Origin of the sequence: Pseudomonas neuropathica, assembly GCF_015461835.1 — a bacterium.
GTDB lineage: Bacteria > Pseudomonadota > Gammaproteobacteria > Pseudomonadales > Pseudomonadaceae > Aquipseudomonas > Aquipseudomonas neuropathica.
The window spans coordinates 162,007-176,570 of the sequence record NZ_JACOPX010000003.1; the positions used below are offsets into that span (position 1 = coordinate 162,007).

Below are 14,564 nucleotides of genomic sequence, written 5' to 3' on the forward strand. Positions count from 1 at the left end.
TCGCAGCATTTAGCCATCACCGCGTTTCACAAAGGTTGCCTCAATGTCCATGCGTAATGATGCCCACGACGATTTCGATGATGTTCCGAGCCTGCGGGCCGACACCTTCGACGACGATGACATTCCGACCACCGCTCGCACCTCCGTGCATTCGCGCACGCCGCCCGTGGTCAAGGTCAAGGCGGCCAGCACCGGCCCGTTGTGGGCGTTGGTCGGCGCACTGTTCTTCGCCTTCGTCGGTCTGGCCTGGTGGAGTTTCCAGCAAATCTCGTTGATGGAGCAGCAACTGGTCGCAACCCAGGAAAGCTTCGCGCGCATCAGTGAAGAAGCGGCGGGGCGCTTGCAGGACATTTCCGGCAAGGTCGTGGCCAGCCAGTCCAACGTCACCAGCGACAGCGAAGCCCTCAAGCTGCAGATCAAACAGCTCGAAGGCAAGCTCCTCGATCAGAGCAAACAGCAGCAAGGCGTCGCGGGGCAGGCCAGTGATCTGGACAAACGACTGGCACAGATGACCGCGCAGACCACTGAGCAGCAGAACGCCAATACCCAGTTGCAGGCGCAGGTCAAAGCCTTGACTGCGGAACTGGCGACGGTGAAAAGCACGCCGGCCGACACCAGCAAGGTCGACGCACAGTTGAAAGCCTTCGATGCTCAGTTCAAAAGCCTCGGTGCCGATATCGCGGCGTTGAAGAAGCAGGGCAACCCGAGCGCGGCGATTGATCGCCTCGAACAGGAAATCGTCGTCCTCAAAAGCGAGCAGGACAACCGCCCGGCAGCCCCGCAAGGCGGCGGCAATACCGCCGAGTTCGACGCTTTCCGCGGGCAGATGACCCGCAACATCAATACGCTGCAGGCGCAAATCCAGAATCTGCAGCAGCAGATCAATTCCCGCCCGTAAGACTTGCTCAACGGTGGTGAGGCTTGCCTCACCACTCAAGCCGCGAAACGTTCAGAAACCCTCTGAATATCCATACATCAGCCCAAGCCGTCTACGCTCTTGAAACACCAACAAGAACGAGGGATGCGCTATGGGGTTTTTGCATAAAGTGGCCTGGCTCGGCGTGATGTTACTGGCCGGTTTCGGCCAGGCCAGCGCCGCCACGACCGCCAAGGATGACAGTCAGGCTGCCATCGCCTTGCTGGAAAAAGCCCTGGCCTATTACCACGACAATGGCGACAAGGCGTTCGCCGCGTTCAGCCGGCAGGGCGAGTTCGTCGACAAGGATCGCTACGTGTTCGTAGTCGACACCAAAGGCGTGATGCTCGCCAGCGGCGGGCCTTCATCAGCGTTGATCGGTCGTGACGTCAGTGAAGTGCTCGGCCCGGATTTGCAGAAAACCTTCAAGGACGCGTTGAAAGTGCCGGAAGGCAACGGCATCCAGCAGGCCGAATACCGTTGGCAGAACTGGTCGGACGGCAAGGTCGAGCGCAAGCATGTGTATTACCAGCGCATCGGTCAGCGGATTCTGGCGGTGGGTTACTACTTGCCGCGAGCCTCGGCCGAGCAGGCCAAGGCGTTGCTCGATAAAGCGGCGACTGATTTGGGCAAAGACGAGAAGGGCACGCTGACCGCTATCAATTCGCTCAAGGGCGGCTACTTGCAGGATGACTTGTACGTGTTCGTCGTTGATCTGAATACCCAGCGTTATGTCGCCCACGGCACCAACCTGCGCTTGATCAATACCGACTTCGGCAAGGTCAAGGACCCGGAAGGCAAACCGGTGGGCGAGCCGATTCTGGCGCTGATCGGCAAGCAGGATGAGGGTGAATATGAATACCGCTGGAAGAACCCGGTGACCGGCAAGGTTGAGGATAAACATGCCTACCTGAAGAAGGCCGGGCATTTCCTCGTTGCAGTCGGTTACTACAGCCCTTGAAGATCAAAAGATCGCAGCCTTCGGCAGCTCCTACAGGGTTATGCATGCCCTTGTAGGAGCTGCCGAAGGCTGCGATCTTTTGCGGTTATTTGGCGCCGTGCTCGCGCCCGCGCAGCAGGTTGTTCGGCATGGCAATCGCCGCTGCCAACCCAAGCAACGACACCGCCGCACTCACCCACAACAGGTGCCGGAACGTCACCAGCAACTCCGCACGCAAGGCGTTCTGCGCATCACCCGGCGCGGCGTTCAGACCATCGAGCAGGACGTTGCCCGAATGGCCCTCGCTCATCAGCGAACTGTTCGCCAGATGGGCGAAGCTGGAATCCTGCAGCAACGCCAGCAACAGCGCCGACATCAGCGCCACGCCCACTGCGCCGCCGAGGGAACGAAACAGGTTGGTGGTGCTGGTCGCAACGCCGATGTCGCGTTGTTCCACCGAATTCTGGGTGCCGACCAATGAGGTCGGGAACTGCATGCCGCTGGAAATACCACAGAGCAACATGAACAGACCACTGACCAGCGTCGCCTCGGGTGGGCTGAACGCCATACCGAAGATCGCAACCGGCATCAGCATCGCACCGGTCAGAATCTGCGGTTTGTAGCGCCCGGTGATCGACGTGCGCCGCCCAGCGAAGAATGCACCAATCGGCAACCCCATCGCTAATGGCAACAAGTGCAACGCGGCACTGTCGGCCCCGGCCCCAGTGACACTCTGAAAGCGCAGCGGCATCAGCACGATCAACGAAATCGCCTGGAAACTGGTGAAGAAAATCGTGCACCAGCACAGCAGGGCGTTGCGATTGGCGAACAGGTGCATCGGCAGCAACGGCTCCCGCGCCCGGCGTTCGTGCCAGACAAACAGCGCCAATACCACCACCGCACACGCGAACAGAGCGAGCACTTCGCTGCTGCGCCACGAATGACCCTGGCCAACCTGAGTGATGCCCAGCAGCAGGGCAGTGAGGCCGATGATCATCAGCAGCGTGCCGAGGTAATCGATGATCGGTTTGCGCTGCGGTATCGGCAGCCCGCGCAGATTGCGCCGCGCCACCCACCAGGCACCGAGGCCCAGCGGCAGGTTGATCAGAAATACCCAGCGCCATGACAGGTATTCGGTCATGTAACCGCCGAGTACCGGGCCGGCGACACTGGCCACCGCGTACATGCTGCTGAAGTAACCCTGATAGCGACCACGCTCACGCGGTGGCACGATGTCGCCGATGATCGCCTGACTCACCGAGATCATCCCGCCGGCGCCGATGCCCTGAAGGATCCGCGCCAGCACCAGTTGCTCCATGCTCTGCGCCATGCCGCAAAACAGTGAGGCGAGGGTGAACAGGCCCATACCGAACAGCATCAGTTTGCGCCGCCCGTACAAGTCGCCGAGCTTGCCGTAGATCGGCACGGCCACCGTCATCGCGACCATGTACCCGGAAATCACCCAGGCCAGCAGGCTGACGTCCTTGAACTGCGCAGAAATGGCCGGCATCGACACGGCAACGATGGTCTGGTCCAGCGCGCCGAGAAAGATCGCCATCATCAGCGCGACCAGCACGCTGCGAATGGCCAGTTTGGGCGTTTCGGGGTGATTGAGATTGGTCACGGGCGAGCCTGCGGGCAGTGATGAACCCGCGCGGCCATTGCGCGCGGGTGGATGCTCGCCAGTGTAAGTCGGTAGCAGGCTATTCGATAGCCTCATAAGGAAGTCCGACGTAATTTTCTGCAATGGTTTTTCGCCCTGCTTCTGAACTGACAAAGTAGTCCAGTTCCGAGGCGCTGATGCGCTGGCTGAAGTCATCGTGATCGTCGAAACGATGCAGCATCGAGGTCATCCACCAGGAAAACCGCTCGGCTTTCCATACGCGGCGCAGGCAGATTTCCGAGTATTTCTCCAGCAGATCGGTGCGGTCGTCGCGATAAACCTTCAACAGAATATTGAACAGCGTACTGACGTCGCTGGCGGCCAGATTCAAACCCTTGGCGCCGGTCGGCGGAACGATATGCGCGGCGTCGCCGACCAGAAACATCCGCCCGTACTGCATCGGCTCGACGACAAAACTGCGCAGCGGCGCGATGCTTTTCTCGATCGAAGGGCCTGTGACCAGTTTCTCCGCGAGCGCCACCGGCAGGCGATTTTTCAACTCATCCCAGAAGCGTTGATCGCTCCAATCGTCGACGTTTTCATCCGCCGGCACTTGCAGGTAATACCGGGTGCGCGTCGCCGAACGCATGCTGCACAGGGCGAAGCCACGTTCATGGCGGGCGTAGACCAACTCCTCATGCACCGGCGGCGTGTCGGCCAGAATCCCCAGCCAGCCAAACGGATAAACCCGCTCGAAGACCTTCAGGCTATCCGCTGGAATCGACTGCCGCGCGACCCCGTGGAAACCATCGCAACCGGCGATGTAATCGCAATCGACGCGAAAGGTTTCGCCGTCCTTTTCGAAGGTGACAAATGCCTCGTCGCTTTTCATGCCGTGAGGAACGACATCCCTCGCCTGGTAAATGGTCGGCGCACCAGCCTCCCGACGAGCGGCCATCAGGTCGCGGGTGACTTCGGTCTGGCCGTAGATCATCACGCTCTTGCCACCGGTCAGCGCGTGCAGATCGATGTGCACCTGACGTCCGTCCAGGGCCAGATCGAAACCGCCATGCACCAGCCCTTCGGCGTCCATGCGTTGACTCACTCCAGCCTGACGCAACAGCTCTACCATGCCTTGTTCAAGTACCCCGGCGCGAATGCGTCCGAGCACGTAATCAGGTGTCTGGCGTTCAAGGATGAGGGTGTCGATACCAGCGTTGTGCAGCAACTGGCCGAGGAGCAATCCGGACGGACCGGCGCCGATAATGGCGACTTGGGTTTTCAGCGTTTTCATTGTTTTTATGGCTCGCAAGCTTCACGCGACAAGCGCCGGTGAATATTTTTTATGGATCGAGTGCTTGCATTTTTCCCTTGCGGGTCTGTCAATTGAAGGTGAAAACTGAGCTGATACCTGTACATTCTGCCAATCGGTGCGATTATCGCCCACAACCCCGAGGCCTGGATTGAAGTGATGAACAAGCCTGAGCTGCCTTCGATTCCAGTGTTCAAGCTCTACGGTGAAAGCCTGGACTGGCCGACCCCTGACTTGCTGCACTGTGAAACCATTTCCTCCCGCAGTCGCGAACATGAGTGGGAAATCAAACCCCACCGCCATGCTGATTTGTGCCAGTTGCTCTTCGTCTTCAAAGGTCAGGCAGAGCTTGAGATCGAAGGGCAGCGCACGCAACTCCAAACCCCGGCGATTCAAGTGCTGCCACCGTTATCGGTGCACGGTTTTCGCTTTTCCGAAGACGTCGAAGGATTCATCGTTACCCTCGCCACACCGCTGATCAATCACTTGCAGGCGCAACTGGGCGATTCGGTGCACGCACTGGCCAGTGCAGAAAACTACCCGGCAGGCACCGACGGTGATTACCTCAACAGCCTGTTTTCGGCGTTGCAGGCTGAGTACAACGGCCATCAGCCGGCGCGGGAAATGCTCATGCATTCGCTGGTCAGCGTGATCATGGTCTGGGTCAGCCGTCAGGCGATCGTGCGGCACAAAGCCAGTCAGCGGCCGCAACGTCAGCGCGAATACCTCAATGGCTTTATTCAATTGGTCGAGGAAACTTATCGCCAGCATGTGAAGGTTGAAGACCTGGCGCATCGGCTGGGGATTTCGGTATCGCACCTCAACGGCACTTGCCGTGAACTGGCGGGGCAACCGGCGTTGCAGATCATGCACGAGCGTCAGTTGCTGGAGGCCAAGCGCTTGCTGACCTACACCAGCATGACGATTTACGAGATGTCGGAGTTGTTGGGGTTTTCCGATCCGACCAACTTCACGCGCCTGTTTCGGCGCCGGGTGGGGATTTCACCAAAGGCTTTCCGCGACAGCCTCAAGGCCGAGCAGTAATCCACTGACATCACAAAACCACCTGTAGGAGTGAGCCTGCTCGCGATAGCGGTGTGTCAGTCAAATAAAGTTTGACTGACACACCGCTATCGCGAGCAGGCTCACTCCGACCATTGAATATCAGCGCAGCGCGTTCAGCGTGGCATTGTGCGGAATGCAGCGCTCGAAGTTGCAGCTCGCATACTCGCGCGGCAGCTGTCGCAGCTGTTCGACCCGCCAGGCAGCGGTGCCGTACAGTGCCAGGGTGGCGGCGCAGGTGATGAAAATCGCGACGTACCTTCTTGTTTTGATGTTCATGGCGTTGACCTCTGAACGACATACCCTGCGGTATTACTTTCAGCATAGGTCAGCGGTGGGGAGTTGCCAGCGAGTGTGCTACGGGTTGTAACCCGGTATTCAGCACACCCATAGCCCCCTGTAGGAGTGAGCCTGCTCGCGATAGCGGAGTGTCAGGCAACATCTATCCGACTGACACACCGCTATCGCGAGCAGGCTCACTCCTACAGGGGATCGGTTTACAGATCAACGTCCCATTGCGGATGCTCAGGAAAGCGCTCTACCAGAAAATCCAGCATGCTGCGCAGCGCCACCGGCATGTGTTTGCGCGAGGCATAGACGGCGTAGATGCTCATCTTTCGAGGCTCGGCATGGGGCAGCAGGCGGACCAGTTCGCCGCTGTGAATATGCACCCCGGCCTGATAGGTCGGCAGCATCGCCACCCCCGCGCCAGCCAGTGTCGCGCGCAATAACGTGCTGGCCTCGTTGGCGCTGATATTGCCCTGCACCGGCACTGAAACCGGTTCGCCATCCTCCTCGAAATGCCACAGGCTTTTGCCGAAATACGAGTGCGTCAGGCAATTGTGTCTGCTCAGATCTTCGACCCGTAATGGCGCCGGCTGTTCTCGCAGATAGGCCGGGGCGGCGCAGACAACCGAACGACAAACGGTCAGGCGTCGGGCAATCAGATTGGGGTCAAGATCATTACTGGTGCGAATCGCCAGATCGATGCGTTCATCCACCAGATTCACCGTGCGATCGAGCATTTGCAGATCGATGCTAACCCCCGGATAGCGCTTGACGTAGGCGGCCATCGCATCCGCCAATTGCGCCTGGCCAAACGAAGTGCTGACGCTGATCCGCAGCAGCCCGCGCGGGGTGTCGTGGGGTTCGCTGACGGCGGCTTGCATGTCGGTCGACAGTTCAAGCATTTGCCGGCAGCGCGGCAGGATTTCGCTGCCGGCGGCGGTCAGGCTCAACTTGCGCGTGGTGCGGTGCATCAGGCGTGCGCCGACCCAGTCCTCCAGCTCTGCCAGATAACGTGAAACTACCGGCCGCGAAAGGTCCAGATGATCGGCCGCTGCCGACTGGCTGCCCAGGTCCACCACCGTGACAAACACCCGCATTGCTTGGAGACGATCCATGATTTGCCCGCTTTCAGAAACAAACTATGTTCAAGCATCGCATTTTTTGTACTGAGTCAGGCAACTAAGCTCTGTTCCATCGCCAAACACGGCATTCGGACACCGGAGTAACAGATGATCGGTTTCACCACACTCAAACGCGTTCTGCTCGCCACTGCTTCCCTGGGTTTCGCCGCGCATGCAGCGGCTGCCAATCTGACCCTGGATGTCTATAACCCAGGGACAAACGCGATTTTCCCGGTGACCTCGGTGCTGGTCAGCGGTGAGAAAGACGCGATCCTCGTTGATGCGCAATTCGGCAAATCCCAGGCCGAGAAAGTCGTGGAAAAGATCCGCGCCAGCGGCAAGCATCTGACCACCATCTACATCAGCCATGGCGACCCGGATTACTACTTTGGCCTTGATACCCTGACCAAGGCATTCCCGGAGGCCAAGGTACTGGCCTCGCAACCGACGGTTGATCACATCAACAAAACCGTCGCCGGCAAACTGGCCTTCTGGGGCCCGAAAATGGGCGCCGACGTGCCGGCGAAAACCATCGTGCCGGGCGTGCTCAAGGGTGACACCCTGATGCTCGAAGGGCAGAAATTGCAGGTCATCGGCCTCGACGGCAAACAACCGGATCGCAGTTTTGTGTGGATCCCGTCGCTCAAAGCCGTGGTCGGTGGTGTGGTTGTCGCCGAAAATATCCACGTATGGATGGCCGATACCCAGAGCGCGCAATCCCACGCCGACTGGCTGGAAACGTTGCACTCGATCGAAACCCTCAAACCGAACACCGTGGTGCCGGGTCACTACCTGGGTGACAGCCGCCGCTCGCTGGCCAGCGTGAAATTCACCGCCGACTACATTAAGGCGTTCGACGCGGAAACCGCCAAGGCCAAAGATTCCGCCACACTGATCGCCGCGATGAAAAAGCGTTACCCGACACTCGGCGAAGAAAGTTCGCTGGAGCTGAGCGCGAAAGTCGCCAAGGGCGAAATGCAGTGGTAAGCCGATTCTGAAAACGCAGCACTCTCAAGCCAACTGGAGAATGTCATGAGCAAGATCGCAATCATTGGTGCCACCGGCCGTGCCGGTAGCCAACTTCTGGAAGAAGCCCTGCGTCGCGGCCATAGCGTTACCGCTATTGCCCGCGATACCTCGAAGATCGGCGCGCGTGCCGGTGTGGTCAGCAAGAATGTCGATGTGCTGGATTCGGCCGCGTTGCAGGATGCCGTGGCCGGTCATGATGTGGTGATCACCGCTGCGCATTTTGCCACTGTTCCCGCGAGCGCTATTGTCGGGCCAATTAAGCAGGCAGGCGTTCAGCGTTTGCTGGTAGTGGGCGGTGCCGGTTCGTTGTTGCTGCCGGACGACACGCGAGTGATCGACAGTGCGGGGTTTCCGGCCGAGTACAAAACTGAAGCCAGTGCGGGTGCGGCGTTTCTTGACGCGTTGCGTCAGGAGCAGGACCTGGACTGGACCTTTCTGTCGCCTTCGGCGGAGTTTGTCGAAGGTGAGCGTACGGGTAGTTTCCGTGTCGGCCAGGATCACTTGCTGGTGAGCGCTGATGGGCGTAGCTGGATCACCTTTGCCGATTACGCGATTGCGCTGATCGACGAGGTGGAAACGCCGAAGCATTCGCGTCAGCGGTTTACTGTCGGGTACTGAGTGAATCCTTGCCCCTCACCCCAGCCCTCTCCCGAGGGAGAGGGAGCCGACCGAGGTGTCTGGCGTTGTACATCGACCTGAGTGATCGAGTCGATTATGGATTCGGTACAGCACCTTCAGGTCGGTGTAGCTCGACAAAACAACCCGGTCAGTCCCCTCTCCCTCTGGGAGAGGGTTAGGGTGAGGGGAAATAGCCTCACCGCAAATGCGCCTGCTCAACCAGCCAGATCATCAATTCTTCCAGCTGCGGCGAAGGCTCGGTTCCCGCAGGCACCACCACGTAATACGCCAACCCCGTCCTCACCTTCAATTCAAACGGCATCACCAGCCGTCCGGCACGCAAGTCGTCGCCGATCAACGACCAGTCGCCAATCGCCACCCCCGTCCCATGCGACGCCATCGACATCGCCTGGTCCAGCGTCTCGAAATGCTGGCCCATGTTCACATTGTTCAATTGCAACTCGGCTGCCGTCAGCCACACCGTCCAGTCCTGGATGTCGCGGGTCGGATGCAACAACAGATGCTGTTGCAGATCGGCCGGGTCGGACAGTTCCGGTGGGCCTTTCAAAAGTGCCGGTGAGCAGACCGGGGTCAGTTGTTCATCGAACAGATGCAGCGCGGTCGAGGAGTTGTCCGGCGGCGTACCGTAGATCACCGCCGCGTCGAACTGCTCGCGCTGAAAATCCACGCCATGGGCCAACGTCGTGGTCAGTTTGACCGGCACATCCGGGCGTTCCTTTTGCCATTGCAGCAAGCGCGGCACCAGCCAGCGCATCACGCAACTGGGCGCCTTGAGTTGCAGGGTTTCGCGCTTGAGACCGATCTGCTCGGTGGCCTCAGTGATCAGACTGAAGACCTTCTCCACCCGTGGCAACCACTCCCGGCCTTCGGCCGTCAGCTCCAGACCACGGGCCAGACGGATGAACAATTCATACCCCAGATGATCTTCCAGCCCGGCGATCTGCCGGCTCACCGCGCCCTGGGTGATATGCAACTGCTCAGCGGCCCGGGTGAAGTTGCAGCACTGCGCGGTGATCAGAAACGTGTGCAGGGCGGGCAGGGGAGGCAGTCGTTTCATGGGGATCCAAGGTATGACGTGAGGACATGGCTAGTATGACTTTTAATCGATTGTTGCCGCTACCTGCCGACCGTTCAATGAGCCCATTGAAGGCCTGCGTGGGCCTTGTGTCTGAAACGAACAAGAAGGGCAATGACATGGCGACGTGTGGCGAAGTACTGGTCAAGTTACTCGAAGGTTATGGGGTCGAGCAGGTGTTCGGCATTCCCGGCGTGCACACCGTGGAGCTGTATCGCGGGCTGGCCCGTTCGAGCATCAACCACGTCACCCCACGGCATGAACAGGGCGCCGGTTTCATGGCCGACGGTTATGCGCGCACCAGCGGCAAACCGGGTGTGTGCTTCATCATTACCGGCCCGGGCATGACCAACATCACCACCGCCATGGGCCAGGCTTACGCCGACTCGATCCCGATGCTGGTGATTTCCAGCGTGCAGAGCCGCAATCAGTTGGGCGGCGGGCGCGGCAAGCTGCACGAGTTGCCGAACCAGAGCGCACTGGTCGCTGGTGTCGCAGCGTTCTCTCACACCCTGATGTCGGCGTCGGAATTGCCCGGCGTGCTCGCTCGCGCATTCGCCTTGTTCCAGGCCGGCCGTCCGCGTCCGGTGCACATCGAAATCCCGCTGGACGTGCTGGTAGAAGAAGCCGATGACTTGCTCGCCAGCGTCCCGGTCAACATTGACCGCGCCGGTGCTGCCCCCGCTGCCGTGAGCCGCATGAGCGAGTTGCTCGCTGGCGCCCAACGTCCGTTGATTCTCGCCGGTGGCGGTGCGATCGATGCCGCTGCTGAACTCACTGAACTGGCCGAACTGCTCGACGCACCGGTGGCGCTGACCATCAACGCCAAAGGCATGCTGCCGTCGACGCATCCGCTGCTGATCGGCTCGACACAAAGCCTGGTTGCCACCCGCGCACTGGTCGCCGATGCCGATGTGGTGCTGGCGATCGGCACTGAACTGGCCGAAACCGATTACGACGTGACCTTTGCCGGTGGCTTCGAGATTCCCGGCAAACTGCTGCGCATCGACATCGATGCCGATCAGACCGTGCGTAACTATCCGCCACATGTGGCACTGGTTGCCGATTCGCGTAATGCCGCGCAGGCATTGCTCAGCGCCTTGTCGCACAAAGCGCTGGCCGAGCGCCGCAACGATTGGGGCCAGGTGCGCGCCGCGCGTCTGCGTGATGATCTGGCCGCGACCTGGGATGCACCGACGCTGGCGCAAACCCGTTTCCTCGAAACCGTACTGCACGAATTGCCCGACGCGGTGTTCGTCGGCGACTCCACGCAACCGGTGTACACCGGCAACCTGACCTTCAACCCGGAACGTCCGCGTCGCTGGTTCAACTCATCGACCGGCTACGGCACCCTCGGCTATGCATTGCCGGCAGCGATTGGCGCATGGCTCGGTGGACAACCCGATAAAGGTGCACGGCCACCAGTGGTGTGCCTGATCGGCGACGGCGGTCTGCAGTTCACCCTGCCGGAACTGGCCAGCGCCGTCGAAGCGCGCACCCCGGTGATCGTCCTGCTGTGGAATAACCAGGGTTACGAAGAGATCAAGAAATACATGGTCAACCGCGCCATCGAACCGGTCGGCGTCGACATCTACACCCCGGATTTCGTCGGAGTGGCCAAGGCCCTCGGTTGTGCCGCCGAAGCGATCAGCTCGGTGGAACAACTGCGCAGTGCACTGCGTGCCGCCACCGATCGCCAAGGCCCGACCGTGATCGAAATCGACCAGAACCAGTGGATGCAGGCGGTGGCCCAATGATCAGTTTTCCAACCACACTCGACGGCCTCTACATCAACGGCCAATGGTCAGCCGGCCGCGAACATCTGCGGGTGATCAACCCGGCCACCGAGGCGTTGCTGACCACGGTCAATGGTGGTGACGAGCACGCGGTCGAGCAAGCCGTCGCCGCTGCCACTGCCGCGTTCAAGGATTGGTCACAAACCAGCGGTGCCGAGCGCAGCGCAATCCTGCGCAACATCGCCAATGGCGTGCGCAACGGTCGCGATCACTTGATGAAACTGCAATCGAGCAACAACGGCAAACCGCAGTTCGAAGCGGCCATCGACGTCGACGATGTGATCGCCACCTTCGAGTACTACGCCGAACTCGCTGAAGGCCTCGACGCCAGACAGGACAGCAACGTGCCGCTGCCCAGCGATGATTTCAGCGCACGCCTGCGCCGCGAGCCGTGCGGTGTGGTCGGGCTGATCGTGCCGTGGAATTTCCCGATGGTCACCACCGCGTGGAAACTCGCGCCGGCGCTGGCCGCCGGGTGCTGCGTGGTGCTGAAACCGTCGGAAGTCACGCCGCTGCCGGAGCTGGAACTGGCGGCGATCATCGCTGAAGCCGGTCTGCCCAACGGTGTGTTCAACGTCGTCTGCGGTACCGGTCTGGCGGTCGGTGCGCCACTGTCGGCGGATCCGCGTATCGCCAAGATTTCCTTCACCGGTAGCAACGCCGTCGGTGTCCAGGTGATGCAGCGCGCCGCTGAAACGGTGAAGGGCGTGAGCCTGGAACTGGGCGGCAAATCTTCGTTGCTGGTGCTGGACGATGCTGATCTGGAACTGGCGGTGGAACTGGCTTGCGGTGGCGGTTTCTTCAATGCCGGACAGATGTGCTCGGCCACCAGCCGCGTGTTGGTCGCCGATGAGCTGGCAGACGAATTCCTCGAACGTTTGCAAAAGCGTGCGCAGGCGATTCGCGTGGCGGATCCGTTCGACCCGGACGTGGAGATGGGCGCGCTGGTCAATCAGGCGCAATACCAGCGCGTGCTTGGTCACATCGACCGGGGTCTGAGCGCTGGCGCGAAGCTAGTGTGCGGCGGCAATCGTCCGGCAGATCTGCCGCGCGGATATTTTTTGCAGCCAACCGTGTTCACCGACGTGCCCCTCGACAGTGCGCTGTGGTGCGAAGAGATTTTCGGCCCGGTGTTGTGCGTGCGCCGTTTCAGCAGCGAAGCCGAGGCAATCGTCCTGGCCAACGACAGTCAATTCGGCCTCGTCGCCAGTGTGGTGACGCGTAACGCCGAGACCGCCGAGCGGGTCGCCAACGCCCTGCAGGCGGGGCTGGTGTGGCTCAACGCGCCGCAAGTGATCTTCCCGCAAACCGCGTGGGGCGGTTACAAGCAGAGCAGTATCGGCCGCGAATTGGGGCCGTGGGGCCTGGCCGCGTTTCAGGAAATCAAACACGTGATCCGGGCGCTCTGAACGCCCGAAAAAGGTCAGCGCATGCCTCGCAACGAGGCATGCGTCGGCGTCATGGCTTCAATGAGTTTTTATCGATAGTCAGGTGTTTTGCACGACCTCAGGATGAACCCGTCGGCAGCGCTGCAGGCCTTTGAAAACAAGGCTTTCAGCGGAACCGGCCGCGCGGATGCAACGGTTGCGACCAACCTCATACTTAAAAGAACAAAGGGAGTCCGTCATGGGCGAGCACGATCTGAACAGGCGTCAATTCATTAAAACCGTCGGCGTTGCCTCGGTGGCGGCGGCTGCCCTGAGCATGCCCTTCATCCGGGCGAGCGCCAGCGACACGCGGTTCGCCGGCAAGACCCTGCGTTTGCTGACCTGGTCGGATGACACCGGCCTCGCGGCACTGCGCAACATCGCCGCCACGTTCGAAGCCAAGACCGGCGCCAAGGTCATCGCCGACCGCACCGGCAGCACTTCGGAAATGGTCGCCAAACTCAAGGCCGGCGGTGATCGTCCGCAGTACGACATCATCACGTTGGCAGGCGTCGGCGCCGAAGGTCTGGCGGCCGCCGGGCTGCTGGAAAAACCCGACCTCAACCGTATTCCCAACCTGGTCGACGTCCCGGAAAAATACCGCACTGGCGCCAATGGCCACGGCATCGGTTACTTGTTGTGGTGTAACAGTCTGGTCTACAGCACTCGCACCCAGAAAGAGGCGCCGAGCAGTTATGCCGCGTTGTGGGATGCCGATCTGGCGCCGAACATTTTCCTGCCTCCGCCGAACTGGACCGAGGCGATGGACCTGATCATCATCGCCGCAAAACTGGCCGGCGGTGACGAACACAACATCGAACCGGGCTTCAAGAAACTCGCCGAACTCAAGGATCGCGTGGTGACGTTGGGCGAAAACCCGAACCAGATTGCCGAGCTGTTCCGCACCGGTTCGCTGGACATGGGCGGCCTCTATGCCCCGGCTTTTTTTCCCAAGCAGATCCGCGATCCGAACTACGGCCTTGGCGCTACGTTCGGCATGAAGGAAGGTTTCTACACCGACCTGATGCTTTCGGTGATGCCGAAGAATCGGCCGGGGGATACCGATCTGGCTTACGCGTTTATCGACCACTCCCTCGACCCGCTGGTGCAGGGCAAGATGGCCGAAGACATCTTCAACGGCCCGGTCAACGCCAAGGCGATCATTTCCGCCGAAGCGCGCAAGAGCCCGTTCATTCTGACGCCGGAGCAGATCGCCGAGAAGGCGATCATGCACGACAACGCTTTCCTGGCCACCGTGCATGACCAATGGATTCGTCGCTATACGGAAATCTTTTCTTCCTGAGCCGAACACCAACCTTCAGAGCACCACAAATCCCCTGTAGGAGTGAGCCTGCT

Annotated in this window: 13 protein-coding genes; 8 read left to right on the plus strand and 5 right to left on the minus strand. The window is 60.3% G+C overall.

Annotation, left to right across the window (positions count from 1 at the left end):
* The first annotated feature begins 43 nt into the window (after nucleotides 1–43).
* A complete protein-coding gene (locus H8F23_RS04665; RefSeq protein ID WP_093430545.1) occupies nucleotides 44–898 on the plus strand; it encodes an ATPase in 855 nt (284 codons plus the stop codon).
* A gap of 130 nt (nucleotides 899–1,028) precedes the next feature.
* Nucleotides 1,029–1,877 carry a cache domain-containing protein gene (locus tag H8F23_RS04670; protein ID WP_194933573.1) on the plus strand — a complete coding sequence of 283 codons (849 nt, stop codon included), beginning with the start codon at nucleotides 1,029–1,031 and terminating at the stop codon, nucleotides 1,875–1,877.
* Nucleotides 1,878–1,962: 85 nt separating this feature from the next.
* On the opposite strand, the gene H8F23_RS04675 is transcribed toward H8F23_RS04670, so the two are convergent.
* Nucleotides 1,963–3,480: an MDR family MFS transporter gene (locus H8F23_RS04675; RefSeq protein ID WP_194933574.1), complete on the minus strand. Its 1,518-nt coding sequence runs from the start codon at nucleotides 3,478–3,480 to the stop codon at nucleotides 1,963–1,965.
* Between the two features lie 79 nt (nucleotides 3,481–3,559).
* Entirely contained in the window at nucleotides 3,560–4,753 is a 1,194-nt protein-coding gene (gene pobA, locus H8F23_RS04680) for a 4-hydroxybenzoate 3-monooxygenase (protein WP_194933575.1), read from the minus strand.
* A gap of 177 nt (nucleotides 4,754–4,930) precedes the next feature.
* Here pobA and H8F23_RS04685 point away from each other — a divergent pair, with 177 nt between their 5' ends.
* Nucleotides 4,931–5,815, plus strand: a complete 885-nt coding sequence (locus tag H8F23_RS04685; protein WP_194933576.1) for a helix-turn-helix domain-containing protein — start codon at nucleotides 4,931–4,933, stop codon at nucleotides 5,813–5,815.
* Nucleotides 5,816–5,935: 120 nt separating this feature from the next.
* Here the strand turns inward: H8F23_RS04685 and H8F23_RS04690 are convergent, their stop codons facing one another.
* Complete coding sequence (locus tag H8F23_RS04690; RefSeq protein ID WP_007912636.1) at nucleotides 5,936–6,112, minus strand: hypothetical protein; 177 nt, start codon at nucleotides 6,110–6,112, stop codon at nucleotides 5,936–5,938.
* A 218-nt stretch (nucleotides 6,113–6,330) separates the two neighbouring features.
* Nucleotides 6,331–7,236 carry a LysR family transcriptional regulator gene (locus tag H8F23_RS04695; RefSeq protein WP_228759116.1) on the minus strand — a complete coding sequence of 302 codons (906 nt, stop codon included), beginning with the start codon at nucleotides 7,234–7,236 and terminating at the stop codon, nucleotides 6,331–6,333.
* Between the two features lie 114 nt (nucleotides 7,237–7,350).
* Here H8F23_RS04695 and H8F23_RS04700 point away from each other — a divergent pair, with 114 nt between their 5' ends.
* Nucleotides 7,351–8,229 carry an MBL fold metallo-hydrolase gene (locus tag H8F23_RS04700; RefSeq protein ID WP_194933577.1) on the plus strand — a complete coding sequence of 293 codons (879 nt, stop codon included), beginning with the start codon at nucleotides 7,351–7,353 and terminating at the stop codon, nucleotides 8,227–8,229.
* A gap of 45 nt (nucleotides 8,230–8,274) precedes the next feature.
* On the plus strand, nucleotides 8,275–8,889 hold the full coding sequence (locus tag H8F23_RS04705) for an NAD(P)-dependent oxidoreductase (RefSeq protein ID WP_194933578.1): 615 nt from the start codon (nucleotides 8,275–8,277) through the stop codon (nucleotides 8,887–8,889).
* 196 nt (nucleotides 8,890–9,085) lie between these two features.
* Here H8F23_RS04705 and H8F23_RS04710 read toward each other — a convergent pair whose 3' ends face one another.
* Entirely contained in the window at nucleotides 9,086–9,967 is an 882-nt protein-coding gene (locus H8F23_RS04710) for a LysR substrate-binding domain-containing protein (protein WP_194933579.1), read from the minus strand.
* Nucleotides 9,968–10,104: 137 nt separating this feature from the next.
* Between H8F23_RS04710 and H8F23_RS04715 the strand changes: the two genes are divergently transcribed.
* From H8F23_RS04715 to H8F23_RS04725, 3 genes are all read left to right on the plus strand, one after another.
* Nucleotides 10,105–11,742 (plus strand): 5-guanidino-2-oxopentanoate decarboxylase, encoded by a 1,638-nt coding sequence (locus tag H8F23_RS04715; RefSeq protein ID WP_194933701.1) that lies wholly within the window; start codon nucleotides 10,105–10,107, stop codon nucleotides 11,740–11,742.
* Nucleotides 11,739–13,190 (plus strand): aldehyde dehydrogenase family protein, encoded by a 1,452-nt coding sequence (locus H8F23_RS04720; RefSeq protein ID WP_194933580.1) that lies wholly within the window; start codon nucleotides 11,739–11,741, stop codon nucleotides 13,188–13,190. The genes H8F23_RS04715 and H8F23_RS04720 overlap by 4 nt, the downstream gene beginning before the upstream one ends.
* Nucleotides 13,191–13,407: 217 nt before the next feature.
* Nucleotides 13,408–14,511, plus strand: a complete 1,104-nt coding sequence (locus tag H8F23_RS04725) for an ABC transporter substrate-binding protein (protein ID WP_093430534.1) — start codon at nucleotides 13,408–13,410, stop codon at nucleotides 14,509–14,511.
* The last annotated feature ends 53 nt before the right edge of the window (nucleotides 14,512–14,564 follow it).